The organism is Pseudoxanthomonas sp. SL93 (genome assembly GCF_026625825.1).
GTDB lineage: Bacteria > Pseudomonadota > Gammaproteobacteria > Xanthomonadales > Xanthomonadaceae > Pseudoxanthomonas_A.
Map to the genome: position 1 here is coordinate 1929783 of NZ_CP113065.1, position 23607 is coordinate 1953389.

General features: G+C 64.3%; 22 protein-coding genes. 10 read left to right on the forward strand and 12 right to left on the reverse strand.

The features are described 5' to 3' along the window. Nucleotides 1-243 precede the first annotated feature (243 nt). Entirely contained in the window at nucleotides 244-3198 is a 2955-nt protein-coding gene (locus OVA13_RS09205) for a TonB-dependent receptor plug domain-containing protein (RefSeq protein WP_267790197.1), read from the forward strand. A gap of 53 nt (nucleotides 3199-3251) precedes the next feature. Here the strand turns inward: OVA13_RS09205 and OVA13_RS09210 are convergent, their stop codons facing one another. Beyond that, on the reverse strand, nucleotides 3252-3374 hold the full coding sequence (locus OVA13_RS09210; RefSeq protein WP_267790198.1) for a hypothetical protein: 123 nt from the start codon (nucleotides 3372-3374) through the stop codon (nucleotides 3252-3254). A gap of 203 nt (nucleotides 3375-3577) precedes the next feature. Between OVA13_RS09210 and OVA13_RS09215 the strand changes: the two genes are divergently transcribed. After that, on the forward strand, nucleotides 3578-4480 hold the full coding sequence (locus OVA13_RS09215; RefSeq protein ID WP_267790199.1) for a helix-turn-helix transcriptional regulator: 903 nt from the start codon (nucleotides 3578-3580) through the stop codon (nucleotides 4478-4480). Between the two features lie 35 nt (nucleotides 4481-4515). Here the strand turns inward: OVA13_RS09215 and OVA13_RS09220 are convergent, their stop codons facing one another. The 3 genes from OVA13_RS09220 to OVA13_RS09230 are packed head-to-tail and all read right to left on the reverse strand — an operon-like array spanning nucleotide 4516 to nucleotide 6721. Then, on the reverse strand, nucleotides 4516-5919 hold the full coding sequence (locus tag OVA13_RS09220) for an NAD(P)(+) transhydrogenase (Re/Si-specific) subunit beta (protein ID WP_267790200.1): 1404 nt from the start codon (nucleotides 5917-5919) through the stop codon (nucleotides 4516-4518). Then, a complete protein-coding gene (locus OVA13_RS09225) occupies nucleotides 5916-6383 on the reverse strand; it encodes a hypothetical protein (RefSeq protein WP_267790201.1) in 468 nt (155 codons plus the stop codon). Before OVA13_RS09225 ends, OVA13_RS09220 begins: the two co-directional genes overlap by 4 nt. A gap of 38 nt (nucleotides 6384-6421) precedes the next feature. After that, entirely contained in the window at nucleotides 6422-6721 is a 300-nt protein-coding gene (locus tag OVA13_RS09230) for an NAD(P) transhydrogenase subunit alpha part 2 (protein WP_267790202.1), read from the reverse strand. 172 nt (nucleotides 6722-6893) lie between these two features. On the opposite strand from OVA13_RS09230, the gene OVA13_RS09235 reads away from it, so the two are divergent. Genes OVA13_RS09235 through OVA13_RS09250 form a run of 4 tightly spaced genes read left to right on the forward strand, consistent with a single transcriptional unit; the run spans nucleotide 6894 to nucleotide 8633 of the window. Beyond that, complete coding sequence (locus OVA13_RS09235) at nucleotides 6894-7229, forward strand: hypothetical protein (protein WP_267790203.1); 336 nt, start codon at nucleotides 6894-6896, stop codon at nucleotides 7227-7229. Between the two features lie 14 nt (nucleotides 7230-7243). Further along, nucleotides 7244-7813, forward strand: a complete 570-nt coding sequence (locus OVA13_RS09240) for an RNA polymerase sigma factor (RefSeq protein WP_267790204.1) — start codon at nucleotides 7244-7246, stop codon at nucleotides 7811-7813. Next, nucleotides 7810-8202, forward strand: a complete 393-nt coding sequence (locus OVA13_RS09245; protein WP_267790205.1) for a hypothetical protein — start codon at nucleotides 7810-7812, stop codon at nucleotides 8200-8202. Before OVA13_RS09240 ends, OVA13_RS09245 begins: the two co-directional genes overlap by 4 nt. After that, nucleotides 8199-8633, forward strand: coding sequence for a DUF3106 domain-containing protein (locus OVA13_RS09250; protein ID WP_267790206.1), 435 nt, complete (start codon nucleotides 8199-8201; stop codon nucleotides 8631-8633). Before OVA13_RS09245 ends, OVA13_RS09250 begins: the two co-directional genes overlap by 4 nt. An 86-nt stretch (nucleotides 8634-8719) precedes the next feature. Here the strand turns inward: OVA13_RS09250 and OVA13_RS09255 are convergent, their stop codons facing one another. Together OVA13_RS09255 and OVA13_RS09260 are read right to left on the reverse strand one after the other, a co-directional pair. Next, entirely contained in the window at nucleotides 8720-9832 is a 1113-nt protein-coding gene (locus tag OVA13_RS09255) for an NAD(P) transhydrogenase subunit alpha (RefSeq protein ID WP_267790207.1), read from the reverse strand. Between the two features lie 110 nt (nucleotides 9833-9942). Beyond that, complete coding sequence (locus OVA13_RS09260; protein ID WP_267790208.1) at nucleotides 9943-12252, reverse strand: PacR family protein; 2310 nt, start codon at nucleotides 12250-12252, stop codon at nucleotides 9943-9945. Nucleotides 12253-12405: 153 nt separating this feature from the next. Between OVA13_RS09260 and OVA13_RS09265 the strand changes: the two genes are divergently transcribed. From OVA13_RS09265 to OVA13_RS09280, 4 genes are read left to right on the forward strand one after another with little or no spacing between them, the layout of a single operon-like run. Beyond that, nucleotides 12406-12987, forward strand: a complete 582-nt coding sequence (locus OVA13_RS09265) for a nitroreductase family protein (protein WP_267790209.1) — start codon at nucleotides 12406-12408, stop codon at nucleotides 12985-12987. Continuing rightward, entirely contained in the window at nucleotides 12980-13891 is a 912-nt protein-coding gene (locus OVA13_RS09270; RefSeq protein WP_267790210.1) for a 5'-3' exonuclease, read from the forward strand. Before OVA13_RS09265 ends, OVA13_RS09270 begins: the two co-directional genes overlap by 8 nt. A gap of 28 nt (nucleotides 13892-13919) precedes the next feature. Then, a complete protein-coding gene (gene galE / locus OVA13_RS09275) occupies nucleotides 13920-14924 on the forward strand; it encodes a UDP-glucose 4-epimerase GalE (RefSeq protein ID WP_267790211.1) in 1005 nt (334 codons plus the stop codon). Between the two features lie 35 nt (nucleotides 14925-14959). Beyond that, nucleotides 14960-15688: a class I SAM-dependent methyltransferase gene (locus OVA13_RS09280; protein WP_267790212.1), complete on the forward strand. Its 729-nt coding sequence runs from the start codon at nucleotides 14960-14962 to the stop codon at nucleotides 15686-15688. Nucleotides 15689-15737: 49 nt separating this feature from the next. Here the strand turns inward: OVA13_RS09280 and OVA13_RS09285 are convergent, their stop codons facing one another. The 6 genes from OVA13_RS09285 to OVA13_RS09310 are packed head-to-tail and all read right to left on the reverse strand — an operon-like array spanning nucleotide 15738 to nucleotide 23595. Then, nucleotides 15738-16718, reverse strand: coding sequence for a GSCFA domain-containing protein (locus OVA13_RS09285; protein WP_267790213.1), 981 nt, complete (start codon nucleotides 16716-16718; stop codon nucleotides 15738-15740). A gap of 42 nt (nucleotides 16719-16760) precedes the next feature. Continuing rightward, on the reverse strand, nucleotides 16761-18044 hold the full coding sequence (locus tag OVA13_RS09290) for an alginate O-acetyltransferase AlgX-related protein (protein ID WP_267790214.1): 1284 nt from the start codon (nucleotides 18042-18044) through the stop codon (nucleotides 16761-16763). Continuing rightward, complete coding sequence (locus OVA13_RS09295) at nucleotides 18041-19327, reverse strand: hypothetical protein (protein ID WP_267790215.1); 1287 nt, start codon at nucleotides 19325-19327, stop codon at nucleotides 18041-18043. The genes OVA13_RS09290 and OVA13_RS09295 overlap by 4 nt, the downstream gene beginning before the upstream one ends. A 22-nt stretch (nucleotides 19328-19349) precedes the next feature. After that, nucleotides 19350-20504: a polysaccharide pyruvyl transferase family protein gene (locus OVA13_RS09300; RefSeq protein WP_267790216.1), complete on the reverse strand. Its 1155-nt coding sequence runs from the start codon at nucleotides 20502-20504 to the stop codon at nucleotides 19350-19352. Then, nucleotides 20504-21739, reverse strand: coding sequence for a glycosyltransferase family 4 protein (locus OVA13_RS09305; RefSeq protein ID WP_324288192.1), 1236 nt, complete (start codon nucleotides 21737-21739; stop codon nucleotides 20504-20506). Before OVA13_RS09305 ends, OVA13_RS09300 begins: the two co-directional genes overlap by 1 nt. A gap of 20 nt (nucleotides 21740-21759) precedes the next feature. Beyond that, nucleotides 21760-23595, reverse strand: a complete 1836-nt coding sequence (locus OVA13_RS09310; RefSeq protein WP_267790218.1) for a glycosyltransferase family 2 protein — start codon at nucleotides 23593-23595, stop codon at nucleotides 21760-21762. Nucleotides 23596-23607: the final 12 nt, after the last annotated feature.

Sequence of the window (23607 nt, forward strand, 5' to 3'; positions counted from 1 at the left end):
CACGCTATCCAGCGCGGCGGCGTAGCGATGTGCACGTACTGCCCGATGGCATGCCACGCGACGTCATCTGGCCTGCCGTTGGACGGAACGTCTTCAATTTCTCAATGCATGCATATCGTTTTCGTCGCGTTGCGCGCAGCAGGCCCAGTTAAGAATTCGTGATGCTAGACGAACCGCTGCTCGCCTCTTCGCATTGCCGGAAGACGACGGCGATTCCTTCATGCACAACGACCGGAGCCCACCATGACCCCGAACACCCGCCGGCTGCACGATGCGATCGCCCTGGCGATCGCCACCTGCACCGCCGCCAGTTTTTCCGCGCAGGCACAGGAAGCGGAAACCACCACCCTGGACAGGATTGAAGTCACCGGGTCGCGCATCCGCCAGGTCGATGTGGAGAACGCCGCCCCGGTGCTGACCATCACCCGCGCCGACATCGAGAAGCAGGGCTTCCAGTCCATCGCCGACATCCTGCAGAACATCTCCGCGACCGGCGCGCCGGCCATCAGCCGCGCCATGCCGTTGACCGCCGGCGAGAACGTCGGCGGCCAGTTCATCGACATGCGCAACCTGGGCACCACGCGCACGCTGGTGCTGGTCAACGGCAAGCGCCTGGGCATCAGTACCGGTGGCCTGCAGGACATCTCGCTGGTGCCGACCGCCGCGGTGGAACGCATCGAAGTGCTGAAGGACGGCGCCTCGTCCATCTACGGCTCGGACGCCATCGCCGGCGTCATCAACATCATCACCCGCTCCAACTTCGAAGGCGCGACGGCGCAGGCCTACTACGGGCAGTACGGCGAAGGCGATGGCGAGACCACGCGCGCGGACTTCGTCATGGGCTTCACCGGTGACCGCGGCTCGCTGACGGCGGCCGTGGAGTACCGCAAGGAAGAAGAAGTGATGTCGGCCGACCGCGAGTACAGTGCCTACCCGCAGGGCCAGTGGCACCCCACCCGCGGCTGGACGACCGTCAGCCAATGGGGCGTCATCAACCTGCCCACGGCGCTGGGCGGGAATCGCGTACTGAACGCGGGCGCCGACTGGCGCAACATCAACAATTTCCATGCCCAGGACTGCGATACCGGCGCGGTGTCGCCCACCACGCCCCCCGCCTGCCGTTACACCAATGGTGCAGGCGCCACGGCGGACAAGAGCAACACCAACCTGCAGACGCACCTGCGTACGCCGCTGGAGAGCCGGGCGCTGTTCGTCGACGGCATCTTCGACATCAACGACCACGTGCGGTTCCGCGGCAACATGATGTACAGCCAACGCGATGCCGAGCGTCAGGTGGCGGGCTACCCGTTCCAGAGCGCGGCCTTCGGCATCTCCATGGCAGCCAACAGCTACTACAACCCGGTCGGCACGCACCACGGTTTCGCCACGCCACAGGCCGTCAACTTCTGGCGACGCACGTGGGAAATCCCGCGCGTGGACAAGCCGACCTCCACCACGTGGCGCTTCGCCGCCGGCCTGGAAGGCAGCTTCGAAGTGGGTGAACGCCTCTTCGACTGGGACGCCAGCTACCTGTACAACAACAACAAGGTGGCGCAGGAGAACTACGGCAATCTCAACCTGGCCCGCGTCGCGCAGGCCGTGGGGCCTTCGTTCCTCAACGCGGCGGGACAGGTGCAGTGCGGCACGGCGGCCGCCCCCATTCCACTGGCCAACTGCGTGCCATGGAATCCCTACATCCCCTTCGGTCGTGCAGGAGACGGCGGCCTGACGGACAACAAGGCGTTGACCGATTTCCTGTTCCAGGCACTGAACTCGTCGGGCGAAACCGAAACCACGGTGTTCGGCGCCAACCTGTCGGGATCGCTGTTCACGCTTCCGGGCGGTGACCTCGGCTTCGCGGTGGGCGTGGAGAGTCGCAAGGAAGAGGGCCGCTTCATCCCCGATGCCCAGGCCGTCACCGGCAACTCCACGACGCTGGCCGGCGGCCCCACCCAGGGCAGCTACAAGGTGGACGAAATCTACGCCGAGCTGGCGCTGCCCGTGCTGGCGGACCTGCCGGGTGCGCAGGAGCTCAGCTTCAGCGTGGCGACGCGGTACTCGGACTACGACACCTTCGGCGACACGCTGAACAGCAAGTTCGGCTTCAAGTGGAAGCCGATCGATTCGCTGCTTGTGCGGGGCACCTATGCGGAGGGCTTCCGCGCCCCGACCATCAACGATCTGTACGGGGGCGGCTCGCAGACGTTCTCGTTCTTCACCGATCCCTGCGACACGCTGTTCGGGGCGTCGGCCAGCAATCCCGCCGTGCGTGCGCGATGCGCCCAGGACATCATCAACGCCAACACCTACCGCCAGCTCCAGCAGGGCTTCGTCCCGGCGGGCGCACCCAACGCGCAGACGCCGGTGGCGTTCTTCAGCGGTTCCAACCCCAACCTGCTTCCGGAAACCTCGGAGTCGAAGACTTTCGGCCTGGTCTGGAGCCCGGACTTCCTGGAAGGGCTCAACGTCAGCCTGGACTGGTGGAACATCCGCATCGAGGACACCATCGTGCCGGACACGCCCACGCAGATGCTCAACGACTGCTACATCCAGAACGACCCGGTGCGCTGCGCGCAGTTCACCCGCGATCCGGTGCTTGGCTTCGTCAACAACCTGACCTTCAACGGCATCAACGCGGGCTACCGCGAAACCGAAGGCTACGACCTGGACCTGAGCTATCGCCTGCGCACGGACGTCGGCACCTTCAACCTGATGTGGCAGACCACCTACACCACCAAGGATGAGATAAAGACCGATACCAATCCGTCCACGCTGCCGCAGCAACTGGTCGGGTACGCCACCTCGCCCGGCTTCATCGGCACATTCCGCATCCGCTCCAATGCCAACATCACCTGGACGCACGGCGCATGGGGCGCGACGTGGGGCGCGCGCTACTACTCTTCGCAGAAAGAGACGTGCCTGTCGGCCGCGCTGTTCCCGGACGAGTGCACGGATCCGGGCTTCATCGCCGCGAGTGCCGCGCAGTCGCGCCCGGTGAACAAGGTCGGATCCATCACGTTCAATGACGTGGAGTTCCGCTGGAATGCGCCCTGGAACGCCACCATCGCGATCGGCGCGAACAACGTGTTCGACCGCGAAGGGCCGCAGTTCTACAGCCAGCCCAGTGCCAACGTGATGTACCACGGCCAGTACGACATCGGACGTTTCATGTACATGAAGTACCAGCAGAAGTTCTGATCGCGCGATCGCCATGCCGTGGGCAAGCACCGCGGCATGGCGCTCTCTGGCGATCACCGCGCAACCAAACCGCAAGCCTGGTGCAGTGCATTGCGCAGCGCGGCACGCCAGGTATGCGTGCGGAACGCGACGATGCGGGCGTCCACCACGCCGACTCTCTCTCCGGCCAGACGCATCGCCAGTTCCCGCGCCAGAGGAACGATGGCATCGCCCCCCGTGGACCTGCCCGGCTGCCCGCCGGGCTTTTCTTTTTCCGGTGAGCCGCGCCGCGGCAATGGCCCCTTCGCAGCGCGCGGGATTGGCTCTCAACCCGCACCCGCGGCGTGATTATGGTGGGGCCAATGACGACGTTGTCGTGCCAAACCATTGCACCCATCCCATGCCAATTTCTCCCCATCTCCTGCGTTCGGGCGATTCACTGGATCTGGCGCAGCAACCGCCAGGCCAGTTCCACTTCCTCCAGGCCAGCGGCCGCGGCATCCAGGCCGACGTCCCGCCCGGATGGCTGTCCGTCTGGTGGCCCCTGCGGGGCGAGCTGTCGCTGTCGTCGGGCGGCAGCGAGTGGCGCGTGACCTCGCGCCAGGCGCAGGTCTGGCGCGAGGGTGCCCTGCGGTGCCGCTCGCTGGGACCCCATGCCTGGCTGGCGATCACCGGCAGTGCATCGCTGTGGGAAGCGCGATTGAATGGACGCGACCATGGGCAGGCGTCCGCCCTGCTGCCGTGGCGCGGCCGCATCCGCCATGACTGCGCCGGACTGCTGATCCGGCTTGCCCGCAGCACCCTCCCCTCGTCCGCACCCCACAACGACGACACCACCACGCTGCTAGAAGCATTCACGGTAAGTCTGCTCGAACAGCAGTCAGCCTTGCAGGCGCTGCTGTCACGCTGCAATGGCCGCACCCACGAACGCCGCCGCCAGACCCTGATGCGGCTGTTGCGCGTGCGCCACCTGATCGAATGCAATCCCGACACGCGACTGGACCTGGAGCGCCTGTCGCGCATGGCGAACTATTCGCCGTGCCACCTGATCCGCGTATACCGCGCCGTGTTCGACGAAACGCCGTCGGAATACGCCAGCCGCCTGCGCGAGCAGCAGGCTTGGCGCATGGTCAGCGACACCGGCCTGCCGATCTGCGAAATCACCGAGATGCTCGGCTTCGAAAGCCAGAGCGCGTTCTGCCGCGCCTTCAAGAATGCCTTCGGGCAGACCACCTCCGAAGTGCGCCGGGCGCCCCGGCGGATGGAAACGGACCGCGACCGTCGTGAACGCGTCGCGGCCTGACCTCGAGGTTGCCCGGGCGCCGGCGTGTCGGCGCCCTAGTGCCCGCCGTCCAGCGCCTTCAGTTCGCTGACCAGTGCGCTGGCCATTTCCGCGCCATCGCCATACAGCATGCGCGTGTTGTCGGCGTAGAACAGCGCATTCTCGATGCCGGCAAAGCCGGTACCGCGGCCGCGCTTGATGACGATGGTGTTCTTGCTGTTCACCACGTCCAGGATCGGCATGCCGTAGATCGGCGATGCCGGATCGGTCTTGGCCACCGGATTGACCACGTCGTTGGCACCGATCACCAGCGACACGTCGGTATTGGCGAATTCGGGGTTGATGTCGTCCATGTCGGCGATGAGGTCGTACGGCACGCCGGCCTCGGCCAGCAGCACGTTCATGTGGCCGGGCATGCGGCCCGCGACAGGGTGGATGGCGAACTTCACCTTCACCCCGCGCTCGATCAGGCGCTGGCTCAGCTCCCAGATCTTGTGCTGCGCCTGTGCCACCGCCATGCCGTAGCCGGGCACGATCACCACGCGCTCGGCGTAGGCCATCATGGCGGCCACGTCGGCGGCCTCGATGGGCTTCATCGACCCACCGATCTCCTGCATCGCCGCGCTGCCACCGCCGAAATTCGAGAACAGCACGCCGCTGATGGGGCGGTTCATGGCCTTGGCCATCAGCCGTGTCAGCAGCATGCCCGCCGCGCCGACCATCATGCCGGCGATGATCAGCGCCTCGTTGCCCAGCACGTAGCCTTCGAACGCGACCGCGAGGCCGGTGAAGGCGTTGTACAGCGAGATCACCACCGGCATGTCCGCGCCGCCGATGGGCAGCGTCATCAGCACGCCCAGCGCCAGCGACAGCGCGAAGAACGCCACGATCCACGGCAGCGCCAGCGTCTGCAATGCCATCACGCCACACACCACGGCGGCCAGCGCCACCAGCGCGTTGAACCACTGCTGTCCCGGAAACGTGTAGCGCTTGTCCATGCGCCCGTCGAGCTTGGCCCAGGCGATCACCGAGCCGGTCAGCGACACCGCACCGATCAACGCACCGACCACGGCAAGCCCCAGCGTGAACATGGAAGGCATCGGCTCGCCGGCCGAGGCCGGGCCGTTCGAAAGCCGCACCAGTTCGACCGCACCGATCGCCGCCGCCGAACCGCCGCCCATGCCGTTGAACAGCGCGACCATCTGCGGCATGTCGGTGATGGCCACCTTCTTGCCCCACAGCCAGTTCAGCGCCACGCCGATCACGATGGCCGCGATCATCAGGCCGATGTTGTGCAGGCCGGGGAGGAAGAACGTCGCGACGGTGGCGATCAGCATGCCCGCACCGGCCCACTGGATGCCGCTGCGCGCGGTCTTCGGGCTGGCCATGCGTTGCAGGCCCAGCAGGAACAGCGTGGCGGCCACGAAGTAACTCAACTTCACCAGCGTCAGTGCACTCATGCCAGGTTCCTTTCCGGTAACGACGCGGGTTGCTTGTCCTGCCGATGGTGTTCGCGCATCTCGATGGCGGTCTTGAGCAGGCCCACCATGCCCAGCCCCAGGGCCACCAGGCCCAGCGACAGCTGGTTCACGACCGTGCTGTCGGCCATGTAGGCCCCCGCCAGGCCGATCACCAGGGCACCCAGCGTGTACGTGCCCAGCAGTGCCAGCATCCAGCGGCCCTTGCGGGGATCCTGCCAGACGCGTCGCGATAGATCGTTCTGCGTCCTGGCAGGGTCCTGCAGCGAAGACAGGCCGATGCCGATGCCCGCGTACAACAGCAGATAGTTCCAGTCGTCGTAGACCGGCGACCAGCCCGCGGACTTGGCGAAGGATGCCGTCCACCCCGACTTCACCGCGTACCCCAGCGCCACCAGCAGGGCCGGGTACTGCAGATAGCTCACACGCTGGAAGACCTCACGCACCGACGTCCGTTCATGCGAAGGCACGACGTGGACGCTGCTCACTTGCCACCCGCGGGCGGCTTGCTGCTCTTGAACATTTCCAGCATGCGCTCGGTGACAACGTAGCCACCGGCGGCATTGCCGGCACCCAGCAGCACGGCGATGAAGCCGATGACCTTCTCGAGCGTGGTGTCCGCATGCCCCAGCACCACCATCGCACCGATCAGCACGATGCCGTGGATGAAGTTGGAACCCGACATCAGCGGGGTGTGCAGGATCACTGGCACCCGGGAAATGATGACGTGGCCGGCGATGGCCGCCAGCATGAAGATGTACAGCGCCACGAACCCGTCGCTCATCCGCTCCCCCATCCTGATCACGTTGTCGACGCCCGGGCCCGAAGGACCATGCAGGCGGTTCTCCGCATCATAACCGCCCCTGAATCCATTGGAAGCCGCATCGCGGCCGCGTCAACCGACCGCCGTCCCGGGCGTTTCCGTCCCTGCACCCCCACTCACACAGGACATCGCCATGAAACGCACGCACCTGCTGGCTCTGGCTTTACTGCTGTCGGGCACCATCGGCACCGCGCACGCCGGGGATGTCGGCGACCGCGTCGACCATCGGCTGGACCGGAAGGGGGATCGCGTGGAGCAACGCCTGGATGACCGGGGCGACCGCATCGAACACCGCTACGACCGCGGCGCACGATGGGCGGGCCAGCAGGGCCACGCGCGGGTCGCCCACCACCTGGAGCGACGCGGCCAGCGTGCCGATGCACGCCTGGACCGTCGGGGTGATCGCGCCGACGCCCGCTGGGACCGGCGTGGCGACCGGTTCGATCGCCGTTGGGACCGTCGTCACTGAGCCACGGCTAAGCTATGTTGGTGACCACCGCGCCCGACCTGTCCGCTGCAACATCGTCGCCGCCCCGTGTGGCGGCGACGCTGGACGTGTTCCTGGCGGACATCGGCCCGCGTGCTTTCCGCTTCGCCGAGGCCGGCCTGCGCCACCGCGACGACGCGCTCGACGTGGTGCAGGATGCGATGATGAAGATGCTGGCGTACCGCGAGCGACCGGCCGCGGAGTGGACGCCCCTGTTCTGGAGCATCCTGCGCCGCCGCATCGTGGACGTGCAGCGCAGGGCCGGCTTCCGCCTGCGCTGGCTGCTGCCCACCGGCGACCGTGGCGAGGAAAGCGCGGTGGACTGGGCACCCGACCCCACGGCCGGTCCTTCGCAATCGCATGACCAGCGCGAGGCCCATGCGCGGTTTGTCCAGGCCCTGCGTGGCCTGCCCGCCCGCCAGCGCGAGGCATTCACATTGCGCGTGCTGGAAGAACTGGACGTGGCCGATACCGCGCGCGTCATGGGTTGCTCGGAAGGATCGGTGAAGACCCACCTCTCGCGTGCCCGTGAAGCCCTGCAGATGCAACTCGAGGAATTCAGATGAACCCGGTCGATGAGAAAACCACCCTGGATGCGCACGCCAGGCAACTGCATGCGGCGTCGCTGTCCCGGCTTTCGCCGCAGACGCTGTCGAAGCTGCGTGCCGCGCGCCATGCCGCCCAGGCGGGGGATGCGCCGGTGCGCACCGGGCAGTGGCGCTGGCTTACGGCGACCGCGTTCACCGCGGTGTTCGCGGTCGGCATCGGCCTGCAATTGATGTCACCGGATGCGTCGCAACCCGCGCCCGGCGAACAGCCCGCCGGCAATGTCATCGCGTCCACCACCCTGCAGGACGCGTTCAGCGACACCACCGTGCTGGACGAAGACCCCGATCTCTATCTCTGGCTGGCTTCCGCCGAAGCCCAGCCGCTGGCCGTGGAGTCCATCCCGTGAAACTGTTCGTTCCCCTGACGCTGACCCTGTCGCTGCTGCTGTCTAGCAGCGCATTCGCACAGACCGCATCTCCTCCGCCGGAATGGGACAAGCTGACACAGCAACAGCGCGACGCGCTGATCGCGCCCGTGCGTGACCGATGGAACCGCGAACCGGAAGAACGCGCCCGCATGCTGGAACGCGCGCAGCGCTGGCAGTCGATGAGTCCGGAACAGCGCCGGCAGGCGCGCCACGGGATGAAGCGCTTCGAAAGCATGAGCCCGGACCAGCGCAAGCAGGCCCGCGCGCTCTACGGCCGCATGAGGGAGCTCACGCCCGAACAGCGCAACGTGCTGCGCGAGCAGTGGAAGACGATGACGCCCGCACAACGCGAAGAATGGATGCGCACCCACGCCCCGAAAGACGACAGGCCGCCACGACCCCAGCCGTGATGCGACGACGCGGCGGCGTCGCGACGCGGTCACCCGACGCAGGGGGATGAATTTCCTCGACCTTCGCGTGCCGGCCCGTCCTTGCCTCAGACCGTTTGCGCATCCTGCACGGCCATCGCGCGCTCGGGCCATACCGTCTTCGCCAGCAGTTCGTCGCTCCAGTCGAACTGGAGCGCACCGTCCTTGACGAACAGCGCGACGAAATTGAACACGTTGCGCGCATACATCTCGCTGGCGTGCACGGCACCCAGGCTGGCGAGATTCAACGGACCGGCGATGGTGACGCCCTGGTGGTCATACGTATCGCCGGGGCGCGTCAGCTCACAGTTGCCTCCCGTTTCCGCGGCCAGGTCGACGATGACGCTGCCCGGCTTCATGCCTTCGGCCATCGCCGTGGAGATGATCTTCGGTGCGGGACGCCCCGGTACGGCAGCGGTGCAGACGATCACGTCGATGCCCTTCAGGTGATCGGCCAGCCGCTGCTGCTGCAGGGCGCGCTCTTCGTCCGTCAACGGGCGCGCATAGCCGCCCTCGCCCGCCGCACTGACGCCCAGGTCAAGAAACTTGCCGCCGAGCGATTCGATCTGTTCGCGGGTTTCCGGGCGCACATCGAACCCTTCCACCTGCGCACCCAGCCGCTTCGCGGTCGCGATCGCCTGCAGGCCGGCGACGCCGGCGCCGACGATCAGCACCTTCGACGGGCGGATGGTGCCGGCCGCGGTGGTCAGCATCGGGAAGAAACGCGGCGCCAGTTGCGCCGCGATCAGCACCGCCTTGTAGCCGGCCATGCCCGCCTGTGAACTCAGCACGTCCATCGCCTGCGCGCGTGTCGTGCGCGGCAGCTTCTCGAGCGGGAACGACTGGATGCCGCGTGCCTGCAGCGCGTCGGAGCGGGCAGCATCGCCCTGCGGCTGCAGCACGCCTACGAGGGTGGCCCCCGACTTGAGGTGCGCGATGTCGGCGGCGGACGGCGGTTGCACGCACAGCACCAGATCGGCGGCACCCCGTCCTTCGCCCGCATCGAGCTGGGCACCGGCGTCGGCGTAGGCCTGATCGACGAAACCGGCGCCGGTACCGGCACCGCGCTCCACCGTGACGCGGGCACCCGCCGCCAGCAGCTTCTTGACCGTTTCGGGCGTGGCCGCCACGCGGCGTTCGCCGCTGGCGGTTTCCTTCAGTACGCGAACCTCGACCGCCATGCGCCCCTCGTCTCAGGTCATCCGTGGCCCGATGCTAGCAAATGCCGGGCAGCGCGGTGGCTGTCGTGCGGAAGGGACCTTGGGGGCCGACACGGGGGCGGCGGGCAGCGTCAGACCGCGGCGACGGTCGCCGGGGCGGGTTCCAGCCGGTCGATGACGCCCTGCATGGCGCTGTCGAAGGCGTCTTCGCTCTGGTGGGTGCGCAGGCGACCCAGGCGGACCATCGCGGCCAGCTCTTCCGGCGAGGCCACGCAGAAGCGCACGCCGCGCCGGTTCACGAACAACAGGCGCGAGGAGATCGGGCTGACCCAGGACAACTTGCCCGGCTGCACCTTGTTGTCCTTGTCGATGAAGTCCAGCCAGGTACCGATCTCCAGCTTGCGGAAATGGTCGGCATCGGTGTGGTCGAACTCCAGCGTGTCGGTGCCCGCCACCAGCTCGATGGGCATGGCGACTTCTTCCACCGTGGCCTTCGGCAGGACGACCTGCGGCAGTTCCGGCAGGGATTTCTCGAGATCGGGACGCGATGCGGCGACCGCCTGCAGCGTGTCATGCAATGCATCCACCGCCGCGCTGGCGGCATCCTGGTTCATGCCGACACTGGAGAACACTTTCTGCAATGCCGGGCGCCAGGCCTGCAGCCACGGCTTGCCGATGATGTGGCGCTGGGCCTCGGAAAGTTCCTCCAGCAGGCCGTCGGCCACGGTCAACGCCTCGGCCAGGCCTTCGCCTTCCTCGCCCTCGCGCAGCACGGTCATGGTGACGTGGTGCGCCCACGGCTGGCGCAGGAAATCCTCGATGGCCTGCGGCACCCGGCGTTCGCCCAGGCGCGCGTCGAGCTCGGCATTCATGCGCGTGCGCGCGGCCTCCAGCCGCTCCTGGCCGCGCTGGATCTCGGCGGCACGACGCTCGGCGATCTCGATGCGACGGCGGTGCTGCTCCAGGAAGGAGCGGAATTCTTCTTCCAGGGTCAGGAAGATCGCAAGATTCTCGTTGAACTCGGCGGTCAGGCGGTCGACCACTTCCTCGACCTTGGTCAGCAGCGTGCGTTCGGCGGCGCTCTCGCCGTTGTTGCCCTCGCAGGCCTCCGCCAGGACGTTGAGCAGGCGGCGCGCCGGATGGGTCTTTTGCACGAACATGCGGCGGTCCAGCAGGGCGACCTTCACGAACGGGACGACGAGGCGCCCGATCAATTCGCGTGGGCGGCCATCCAGGTCCCGCTCGTCCAGCATGACGTCGAACAGCATGCCGACCAGGTCGATGGCGTCCTCGTCCACCGGCGCCAGGCGCGCGGTCGACGGGTCCACGCCCAGCTGGGTGGCGCTGCTGAGCACTTCATTCTTCAGGCGCTGGGCCAGAGACTCGCCGTTGTCGCCGATGGCAGCACGCAGGGTGGCACTGGGCGACGCCTGCAGCAGCGAAAGCACCGACAGCATTTCCCGCTGCGACAAGTCGCGCTGCGACTGCGCGGCCGAACGCGGTGCCGCCTCGGCCGCCGGCTCGCGACCGCGACGGGATTCCTGCAGCAGGTGATGCAAGGCTTCCAGCAGCACGCCCTGCGCGCCGGGGGTCGGGGAGTAACCGGGAGGGACGTCGCCGAAGCCCGCCATCTGCGACGGCGAGGAGGTCGCCTGCAGTCCGCGGCTGACACCGGCCATGCGGTTGACGAAACGCGCTGCCCAGGCGGGCGCGCCTGTTTCATCCGTGCGATCCAGTTCCTCGGCTTCTTCGGACGGCTCGGGTGCCTGGCGCTGGGCACGCCGCGCAGGCATTTCCGGCATCACTCCGACCTGCGCCAGGCGCTGGTCCAGGGCTTCGTAGACGCGGGCGATGCCCGGCACCAGGTCGCGCTCGCACAACTTGATGACGACCAGCCGCACTTCGGTGGTCAGGTCGCAGGTGGCGAAGGCATGCTGCACGGCCACGCCGATGTGCTCGGGACCGATCGGGTTGTGTTCGGCATCCAGCACCAGGTTGCCGGCGATCCAGCCCAGGCGCCGGTCCAGGCGCAGCAGCACCGACTTGCATTCACGCAGGATGACGCTGGCCAGGTTGCGTGCGGCCAGACGGGATTCCAGTTCCTGCTCGGAGACCAGGGTCAGGGTCTCGTCGATGGAATAGGTCAGCGCCTTCTCCATCGACAGCGGTTCGCCCTCCTCCAGCGACTGCCAGGCGCGCAGCATCTGCGCACGGAAGCGGGTGATGATCTCTTCCCGCCGGCGGCGCAGTTCGCGCATCGCATCCAGGAATGCCATCTGCGACGGACCGGCGCGCTCGGCGCGGTCGAACAGCGCGTCATCGAACCTGCCCAGCGCCACGGCGAAGCCATCGACCAGCGGCGGGATGGCCGCGTCGCGTGCCTGCTCGAGCAGGCGTGCGTCCCGCCCGGGGCGGTTGGCGATGTTGGAGGTATTCGACATGCGCAGGGTTCCCCGCCTGGGAAGGCGAGAGGAGGATCGGGGGATGCGGACGGAAATCCGCCACCCCATCGTAGGAAATCCGGCTGCCGGACAACCGTGATGGGCTCTGCACTTTAGCGCCATGCGTCACAATCGACACGCTAAACTTGGGGTATGCCGACCACATACCCCCTGCACTTCCTCGACGCGCGCCGTTCCGTGCCCTCCAAGCAACTGGGCGAACCCGGACCGGATGCCGCCACCCTGCACCGCATGCTGGCTTCGGCCGTGCGCGTGCCCGACCACGGCAAGCTGGTGCCCTTCCGCTTCATCCGCATCGCCGGCGACGACCGCCACGTGCTGGGTGAGCTGCTTGCGGCACGCACCTTGCATCTCGACCCGCAGGCGCCCGCCGCCGCCGTTGAAAAGGATCGCGCCCGCTTCTCGCATGCGCCGCTGGTCATCACCGTCGTCGCACGCCTCACGCCCGGCCACAAGGTGCCGGAGCAGGAACAGCTGCTGACCGCGGGGAGCGTGTGCTTCGCGTTGCTGCAGGCGGCGCAGGCATCGGGTTTCGGCGCACAGTGGCTGACCGGCTGGATGGCCTACGACGCGGCCGTTGCCGACACCTTGGGGCTGCAGGCAGACGAGAAGGTCGTGGGCTTCATCCATATCGGCACCGCGCAGATCGACGTGCCCGAGCGCGAACGCCCCGATCCTGCCGCACTGCTCAGCGACTGGTCGCCGCATGCCTGAGCCGCAACCGCTGCGCACGCTCTACCTGGTCGATGCCAGCCTGTACATCTTCCGCGCCTGGCACTCGATGCCGGACGAGTTCCAGGACGCCGACGGCTGGCCGACCAATGCGGTGCACGGTTTCGCGCGCTTCCTGCTGGACCTGCTGGAGAAGGAGCGTCCTCAGCACATCGCCATCGCGTTCGATGAAGCGCTGGACAGCTGCTTCCGCAATCGCATCTATGCGGCGTACAAGGCCAATCGTGAGCCGGCACCGGAGGAACTGCGTCGCCAGTTCACCCATTGCAAGGCACTGTGCGCCGCCTTGGGCCTCAACGTGCTGGCGCATGGCGAGTACGAAGCCGATGACCTCATCGGCACCGCGCTGCACGGCGCGCGACCGCAAGGCTTCCGGGGCGTCATCGTCTCGGCCGACAAGGATCTCTCGCAGCTGCTGATGGACCACGACGAACAATGGGACTTCGCGCGCGGCCAACGCTGGGGCAGCGCCGGCGTGAAAGCGCGCCACGGCGTGGAGGCGCGGCAGATCGCCGACTACCTGGCATTGACCGGTGATGCGGTGGACAACATCCCCGGCGTCACCGGCATCGGCGCCAAGTCCGCCGCCATCCTGCTGGCCCACTTCGGCGACCTGGACACGCTGCTCGCGCGCGTCGACGAAGTGCAGTTCCTGCGCATGCGGGGCGCCGCGACCCTGGCGCTGCGGCTGCGCGAACAACGCGAGCACGCCCTGCTGTGGCGTCAGCTCACAACCATCGCGCTTGACGCGCCACTGGAGGGCATAGAGCCCGGCTACACCCGGGCGGCGGCGGATGACGGCACGCTTGCCGGGCTCTCTGACGCACTCCGCTTCGGCCCGATGACGCGGCGACGGTTGCGGGTTGCGGCGGGGCTGAAAGAGTGAGGTGAGCCCCCGCGATGCAGGGGCTAAAATGCAGCCTGCGTTTTCCAGGAACGGATGGATGCACTTGCTCGTATGTGGCGGCGCCGGTTACGTCGGCTCGCATGTCGCCAAGGTTCTGCACGCGCGTGGTCACCACGTCACCGTTCTGGACAATCTGAGTACCGGCCATCGCGAAGCCGTGCGCTGGGGCCAGCTGATCCGCGCCGACCTCCTCGACGCTCCCAGCCTCGAGGCAGCGTTCCAGGGGCAGCATTACGATGCCGTACTCCATTTCTGTGCCCGCTCCCTGGTCGGGGAGTCGATGAGCGCGCCCTACGACTACTACGAGAACAACGTCGTGGGCACGCTGAACCTGCTGCGCGTGATGCGTCGGCACGCGGTGGACCGCATCGTCTTCTCCTCCACGGCCGCGGTATTCGGCGATCCGGTGAGCGCGCTCATCGACGAGGAGCACCCCAAGGCGCCGATCAATCCGTACGGGGCCAGCAAGCTGATGGTCGAGCGCATCCTGGCGGATGCGGCGCAGGCCTATGGGCTGCACTCGGTTTGCCTGCGCTACTTCAACGCGGCGGGCGCTTCCGCTGCGGACGGCATCGGCGAGTCCCACGAACCGGAAACCCACCTGATCCCGAACCTGCTGCGTGCGCTGATCAATCCTGCGGCTCCGCTGAAAGTGTTCGGGCAGGACTACCCGACACCGGATGGCACCTGCGTGCGGGACTACGTGCATGTGCTCGATCTGGCGGATGCGCACGTGCGGGCGCTGGACCACATGACCGACGTACCGGGTGCGCAAGCGTTCAATCTGGGCAACGGCACCGGTTTCAGCGTCATGCAGGTGATACGCGCGGCCGAACAGGTCACGGGGTTGCCGGTACCGTTCGAAGCCGCGCCGCGTCGCGCCCGTGATCCACCCGTGCTCGTGGCGGCGAGCCAGCGGGCACGCGAGGTACTCGGATGGGCCCCGACCTACACCGACATCGAAGCCGTGCTGCGCAGTGCATGGGATTGGCATCGCACACCGGCATTCTGAACGGGCTGCGCGCCCTGTACGCAAGAGGATCCAAGATGAAACTTCCGCATTTCCTGTCCAGCTACCTGAAGCACAGCAAGAACCTGATGGACTCGCATGACGAGGGCGAGGCCATGTCGCTGGCGGTGGGGGGCGACTACGAGGCCGTGGGAGTGTTGGAGTTCCAATTGCTCAAACACCTGGGACTGCAGCCGGGTCACACGGTGGTGGATGTCGGCTGCGGCAGCGGGCGCCTGCCCTACCAGCTCAAGGACTATCTGACCGGTCCTTACGTCGGCATCGATGTGGTGCCCGAATTGTTCCAGTACGCGCAACGCAAGTGCGGACGGGACGACTGGCGCTTCTATGCGGCACCCGGCACGGTGATTCCGGAGCCGGACGCGTCGGCGGACTTCATCACGTTCTTCTCGGTGTTCACGCACCTGCAGTTCGAGGAAACCTACCGTTACCTACAGGACGCCAAACGGGTGCTCAAGCCCGGCGGCAAGATCGTGTTCTCGTTCCTGGAGTTCCGCATCCCCTCGCACTGGAACATCTTCGAGGCCTCATTGCAGGACACGCGGCCGGACAAGGTGCTGAACCAGTTCATGGATAGGGACGGGATAAATGCGTGGGCACGACACTTGGGCCTGACAGTCGATCACACCCTCGATGGCGACACCAACTATATCCCGCTAGATCGCTTGATCCAGTGGGATCATGGCCGCGAAATGAAAAGTGTAGGCAGCCTGGGTCAGTCTGTCTGTGTCCTTGGCGCAATCTGAGCCAAACCACGTGCACCGCTCTTCATCTTCTCCCGCCACAGGCAATTCGCTAGCTCTCCAGATATCCATCAAAGCATTTCGACATGACTCTCGCTACTAGCGAAGGCTTTACATGAACGCCGTCGGCTTCCCAGGCAACACTGGCCGCCGAGTGGGTAACGAACTCGTAGCTGGGAAGATAGTCGACGAAATCGTGGTTCGACGCAGCGCTGAGCGCTGCAGCGAGCAAGGCAGCCTTTGAATACTGGTTGGCCACCACTGAATCCAAGCCAGTAAACGTTGCATGAAGCGGCACGGGAGAAGCCGTAAGCAGCACCTTCGCGCCATGCCCGGTCAATTCCCGGATGATTCGTATGATGTCCTCCAGAGCATCCTCGACCTCTCGTGGCGAAAGGTTGTGGAAGCTGTATCGATCACCCCGGCGCGCAGCCCTAACACTGCCGCCCGGCGATCTGTTCACATAGATTTGATCGAGGTCATCGAACCAGCTTTCTGTGTAACCGAGCGTTACCACCACGACACCGGCCAAGGGGATCTGCCTGTAGCATTCCAGCAAACGTGCACGGGCCGTTTGGAACTCGTAAAAGCTAAGTGGCTTCAAACCGGACGCCAGCATATCCACCCACTCGTCATCACCGACTTGGAGTGCGCCCACGGTCATAGCGTCGGCCCGCGACCCGAGCCGAAGAAGATCACGCATGGCAGCCGGGGTATAGGCATTGAGGGCACCGTTTCGCGCTCCAAGCCCGGTTTGTTCGTACCATTCGGAATCGAAAACGTACTTGCTGGTAATGCAATCAAAACCTTTCGCTACCAGCACTGATTCTACATTCCTGGCGAAGCAGGACCCAATGGTGAAAACTTTCTGATCGCGCGCGATCTGGAACTTTGGCTTTATGGCGAGATCTGGAATGTCCCCGGAAATTCGCTCATATCCGGAGCCTCCGCTACCACGACTCGCGAAGATGCGCTGGTTGTTCGCGTTCGTTACCGCTACCGCGGCTTTGTACTGGAGCTTGCTGCCAATCATTGGATTCCACCTGTCGTCCACAACAACAAAGCAAACTCGAACTCAACGGCTCGGAAGACGAGCCATGAATCGTTCCACTGTCTGACAGACCACGATGTCGGGTGCGTATTCGCGAACGACATCAAGATCAAGATCCGCAGACCACACAAACCTGAAGTCCCGAAAAATCCGAGAGAACCACCAAGATAGCGAAGTGGAATGATTGCCGCGCTCGAAAAAGGAATTTCCGAAACAAAGCACTCGCGCACCAATCGGAGCCGTTGGCGCAGACCACTGTCGCTGCGTACCAACGTGTCCGGAATCCACGTCGGCCGATGCGACCAGTATCGGCTCTTCGCAGGAAATCCCAGCGACCTCGAGTTTCGATGCCAGAATCAGTCTTTCCAGTCCCTTGGGGTAAAGGCCCTCGAACCGCGAGGCGAGATCAGCCATCAAAAGCTGCTCCTTTGTCTGCGTTGTACGAACACATCCTCCGTACCCCATGCGAACAAGCAGATGCTGAACCAGCACCTCGCAACCGAGGGGACTGAGGTGTGAATCGAGTTTTCGGTAAGAAGCATCCCCAGCAAGGCTTTGACGAAGCACCGGAAGCCCATCGATCACGTCGTCTTCGCAAGCGAGATGCTCGATGATTGACAGATACTGCGAGGATCCCACCGAGCACGGATAAGGCACGAGCTCGGGCGAAACCGACGTTTTCTCTGGTATGAACAACTGAAAGAATCTACTACCCTCCAAAGAAAGACTCTTGGAGCGATCCCGTACCAGCTTGAGCCAAGCAGCTGAGATGCGCGCAGATCCCTGCTTCTGGTACAGGGAAACGACATCATTACTGCCACGAAACAAGAACAGAGCACCATCTTGACCAATGATTGCAGCTTCATCAGCCGAGGTCGTCCCGGCACTCGCGGGCAAACCATCCTCTGATGAGCGCGATGACAACGGCGACAACAGGGGGACAATACCCTCTTTCGTCCGGCTCGAAATCAGCGAAACATACTGCCCGAGCTCTGGGGCCGACAGGGCGTCAGTAAGGATAGCGGCATGCAGAGGTCGCCAGATCTTTAGTGATCCGACGCCGCTTCTGTCAGGACACAATCGAACATTGCCAGCAGCGAGGTCATCAAGGCTCAAGCACGAAGGTGTTGCCAGCGAGAACCCCCAACCCCTGCCACCCAGATCCGGACGCGTTATCGGTTCAAACCTGCATTCTTCGATCAACTCGCCGGAAGAAGTCAGGAAATACAAACTATTGGCCCCAGACCCGGCCCCAGTCACCCATCCTGAGACGGATCTCGAGTTGGCGGACTCGATTACGCCGCTCATTTCGAGATCTTGACCAAGAACGGAGCCACCTTGAAGTCCCCGACATAAAGTCCCCGCTCTGGAGCCCAGCACAACGCCCCCAAGCTCTCATCGCTGAACTGGCTCATCAAGGGGTGATCCAACCGTATCAGCTCCCCCGACGAAAGCCTCAAGGACGGATGGCTTCCTCTCGGATCCGCCGAGTTGCGGCAGTACGATTCAATGGCGACATCCGAATACGACGTGGCCATGACGCTGGACTGCACCTCCGCTCTAATGCTCGAGCAGGCCCATTTCAGATGGTAGGTGACCAGATCGCCGCGTAGAGACCCAGCTTCGGGGAGGCGAGAACAGAAATGAAATCCACCACTGTAGTTAACCTCCACCCTGGCCAGGTGCGGCTTGTAAAGTGCAGTATTCGGGATTGCTATCGACCTCTGCTCGCAAGTTCGCAGACGAAAATCGAAATCGGGCTCCGCTGCAGACTGGAGAACGTCCAGCCCCCTAGTGTAGAGGACCGAATCTTCGCACGTTGATAGGTACTCACGGAGATTCACACCCAACCAAGGCGCCGGCTCGATGATCTCGTCAACATCGCAAACAATCGACCAAACGTAGTAGTTGCGGCACCCGTTGGCGATACTAGACATCATGCTTGCCCTTGCAGCGTCGTCAAATGGAAAGCCCTTGACAGACCAAACTCCCCCCAGGCCGAAATCAGAGAACGCCTCGGGCACGGGTGTTACCACGAATATGTTCTCGACGCCGAAAAGTCGCCCGTAGTAGGAAAGGAAGTATGGAAACCAGGCATTCGCGTCATTTGCGTAAGTAATCACCGCCGCCTGGCGGCGAACTCGCGCCGGTAATGCGCTGTCGCCCTGCTGCTGGGACATAATGCTACGCGAGCGAGGCGTAAGGAACCTCTTGGAGACCACCAAACTGTCGTTCGACTGCGAGTTGATCCGCACGGCCAGATCAAGTGGCGCCACTTTCTTGAGCTCCACAATTTCCGCACCTCCAACGCAGACGACGCTGAGAGCGCCTGACAGGAGTTCTGACTGTAGAGCTGGAGAGAGTTCGATCCTGAAAGAATGTCCACTGAACCCGTCTTTGGTCAGCTCTTTTCGCAACGCGCCCAGGATCCCTACCGCCACAAGCTCTTTGCCACGCCTAAGCTCGATGACTGGCAAGTCATGTTGCGTCGACCAGACGTCCTCGATTCGCACCCAACCCGACGCGGAAGATCGACCGACAGTCTCGATAACACCAGAAAGTATCGCCGCCCCCATCTGGAGACTCTCCATTTGATCTGTGCTTGGAAAAGAACTAGATACTCGCGCCCACCAACGCCGCCATATGCCGGCTGGCCAGCCCGTTGCCACTCAGAAACTCGCGGTAGCGCGCGGCAAGCTTGATCCGGTTCTCATCGAACTCGTCAGCATCCAGTCTCCAGAGTTCAGCCAACTGCGACCTCGATACGCCGCCGGACACTTGGGATGCCAGCACATGGGGAACCTTCATCGTCTCGCACAGCTCTCTGGTTCTGGAGTCATGTGCGATGCAGACCGCAGGAACACCAGCCTGCAACGCGAGCATCACGCCGTGAATTCTGGCGCCAATCACGAAGTCGAACTTCCTGTAGTAACTCATCCACGACGCCGTATCAAAGAACACTTCCGAGTGCCGATGACTCCACTTCCTGAACTCTTCTTCAGACAAGTGCGGACATACGAAGTCGCGACACTGCTGGATTGCCTCGGGCTGCATCTCGTGCAACTCGCCCCGCGCCAGCTGCACCATTTCTTTGGGGCTCTGCATGACATATCCGCCTCCCGTCACTGTCGCGATGTGGGCAAGGGACGCTTCCAGCCTCGCCAGATGCCTCCACCTGTAATGACCCGCAACCACGCACACGCGCGAAGGAGTTTGGAATGCCGCGCTCAAGGTCTGGCCGAGGCGCGTGTCAGGGCTGATGAACAAAGTTGGACAGCCAAGTGCGACGCAGTTCACCCCGATGTCTAATCCGTCGATAACCTTCTTACTGAACTCGCCCCTCACCGCAATGTTTGGTTGGCCCGAACTCGGGGAACGCTTCCCGATCTCTTTCAGCCAAGCGCGGGTGCCCTGCGGCACGTTGGGAATGGAGAAGTCAACTCCAGACTGGACGCCAAGCCCAATCGCGACGATAGAAACGTTCAGCGCGGAAAGTTTCTGTGCCGATCCCCCCATATCCAGATGCTCGCCGACCTGATTGGCACAAGGCATTACCGCCAGCCGGCCCGCAGCCTCGATCTCCTGGTTGGAACAGTTCCAGGAAACTGACTTGTTCAACCCGAGCTGACGAGCGATTGCGTAATGAAAGGCCAGATTGCCGGTGTTCTGCCCGGTACTATCGTAGAGCGACGACGCATCCTTCAAGCCTGCATCCTGCAGGCTCGGTTCGATCCCATAGATGAATGTTGAGTCGTTCAAATCAGACATCAGAGGATCTCCAGGTGCATCTTTGCGATCTTGGCGTGACTCAAAGGCGGCTCGACAGCTTCGCGGCAACTTGTCCAGCGGGCTGAATCCTGCATTTCCAACATTGAGCTCGCCCAAGCAAGCGCATTGCCTACCTGGACGGCCTTCCCATTCACGCCGTCCAAGACCTTTTCCGCCATACCACCGATGTTGCTTACCAGCAGTGGACGCCCATGGACAAAGGCCTCCTGTATCACCATCGGCGAGTTCTCCCACCAGACGGAAGGCACCACCACCCAATCGATGTTGGCCATGCGACTGGCGATCTCATGCGGCTGGTAGGGCCCCACCCACTGGACCACGCCTTCCTTGATCAACGGGTCCGCCAGCTCCTTGATCTTGTCGCGGAACTCACCGCTCTGGGCCTCGAGGTTGGCGCCATGTACTTCCAGCACTATCTGTTTGCGCTCGGACTTGCGCATCTGCGTCAGCGCGCTCAGCAGCACGTCCAGGCCCTTGAACGGATTGATCTGTCCGAAATAGCCGAAACGGTTGCGGGTCTCCCCCTCCGCCAACGGTCGCGGCGGTAGCGGCTGGGCGTCATCCTGACCATTTTCGATGACCAGGATCTTGTCGGCCGGGATTCCCCACGCAATGTAGCGCTGGCGCAGGAACTCGGACGGTGACACGAACTGGTCGACGTAAGCGAAGTGGCTCAGGATGAAATTCTTGCGGCGCCAGAAGTCCTGCACCGAGTACTGCGGGAAGCAAAGACGGCAATCGTCATATGACTCGCGACTGCAGAGCCGGCCGCTGGTCTTGATCATCTGCCCTTGGTTGTTGCAGATGGCCATGTACTCGTGCAGCGTCAGCACCAGCTTGATCGTCGGATCGAACGCTTTGACGAGTCGCAGGAACTCCACCCCCAGATGGGCATAGTGATGCGTATGCACGACAGTGGGCCGCAGCGCGCGCAACAGATCAAGGAAGCTATTGACCAGCGAATGACGATGCGCCGCCTTGAGCATGGTCCAGTCACCGATGCCCTGTTCCCAGAGGTACTCGTTGGCACGTCTGGGCGTGATGGCGCCGTTGGCGCCCCGCCCGCGATCAGCGCTGGCCAGGAACCATGCCTCCTCCACGTCATCACTGTCGCGGTAGGCCTTGTAGAGATTGTAGGCAGCAATCTCGCCGCCCCCCAGGCTGAAGTCAGGGTGGCGGTGCGACATCACCAGGATGCGGGGCTTGCGGGACATCGGTAGCGTCTCCACTGCGTTCATTCGGCGGCACCCATCGACGCTTCGATGAGCGCCCGCCAGCGGGCCTGGTGGCGCAGTGCATTCCACAGTGTGACCTTGCTACGGAAATCCTGGGTGCCGAGCGCCGTCATCGACTGGCGCTCCAGGTGGACCAGTTCGACGGCAGGCAGGTAGACGGAGGAGAGCCCCGCGGCGCGCAACTTCAGGCAGAAGTCCGAATCCTCGAAGTCACCGATCAGGTAGCCCGTGTCCCAGCCCTCGATGCAATCGAAGTCGCTCCGCCTGACGAGCACACAGGCTCCCGTGACGGCCGGCACGTCGACCACACCCCTGCGCTGCTCCAGCACGGGATCCAGCCCCATCATGGGATGCTCGTTGATGTAGACGTCATGCTCGGGCGACCAGGTGAAGCGCATTCCGGCGTGCTGTACGCCGCCGTCCGCAAAAAGAAGCTTGGGCCCCACCGCGCCCACGTCAGGTCGCGCGTCCAATACCTCCACCATGCACTGGAGCCAACCCGGCCCCAGCGGGAAGACATCGCTGTTCAGGAACAGCAGGTGGCGCCCCTTCGCGTACTGCGCCCCGAGATTGTTGGCGCCGGAAAAGCCGCGATTTACGCCGCCCCAGACCCACGTGAAGGGGACGCGATACAAGGCATGCAACTCTTCGGCCATCTGGCGGAAGCCCGGCACGAGGCTTGGATCGTCCAGGACATAGATGAGCTGCGCGTTCTCCTGGATCCAGGGATCGCGCACCCATGCCAGCATCTGGTTCTCGACAAAGTCGACGCGGCCGTAGAGGGGCACCACGATGCTGACGACCGGCTCCTCGAGGACCTTGCCGCAATCGCGCACGAGGATCGGATAATCAGCCCAGTGTGTGCGCGCGCGCTCGATCATCCCGGACACCAGGGGCGCATCGAGTTCCGCAACGCGGCGGGACCAGTCTTCTTCCCCGGCGCCTACGCCGAACAGCCAGCGTGCGAAGGTCACCGGATCCTCGCTTAGGGGACTGAGGCCAGCTTCGGAGAGAAGATGGATTCCCTGCTCGGAAAGCGCTTTGATGCGGAAGGTGGTGGGCGCACCGGTTGCAGCGCTGTGGAGAATGAAACCGGACATCCGTGCGGGCGCACCAAACAAGGCCCCGAAAAGCTGGTGCACATCGTTTCGCACTAAGCGGTACGCGGTATCCACCGCGTAGGTGTTGCCCAAATCATCTTCGCCCCAGACCTGCATGCCGGGCTTGGCCGCCAACCAGCCCACCACCACCACATGACCGGTGCCCCGAATGATGTGGGCGGCCTCGACGTGCCCCTTCGCCTCGGGGCATTCCGTGGTCGCTGCAGGAAAGCGGGTGATCGCCTCGCGCCACTCGGGCGTATGCGGCGTCATCGTACTGGTCAGCAATCCCGCCGACGGGCCCAGGAGACCCGACTCCGCCTGGTTCAAGTCACGGGCGGACCCCAGTACGAGAGCCTGGGCATCCGCGCGCCCATCACGCAGGGCCCAGGACAAACTGACCGATGCCCCCGCGGGAATGTCGGCGACCAGCACGAAACCGGCCTGCGCCTCTTTCGGCAAGCTCAGGTGTGTCGACACGTCCGGTCGCCCGAAACGCGTCTCGCCCGTGGCCACGGGCCTACCATCAGCCGACAGGGTGAACTGGACAGGGCCCGTGCTCCATCCGCCCACCAGCACCTTGTCCCCCAGTCGTACGGCAACGTCCACCTTGAAGCGACATGGCGGGTCGCCCGACCGGTCGGGGAGCTCGAGGGGCGTTGCCTGGACGTCGACGGCATCCGGTCCGGACGCAAGCTTGGAAGGCTGCGCCATTTTCCCCAACAGATTCTTCATGGCAATGGTCGT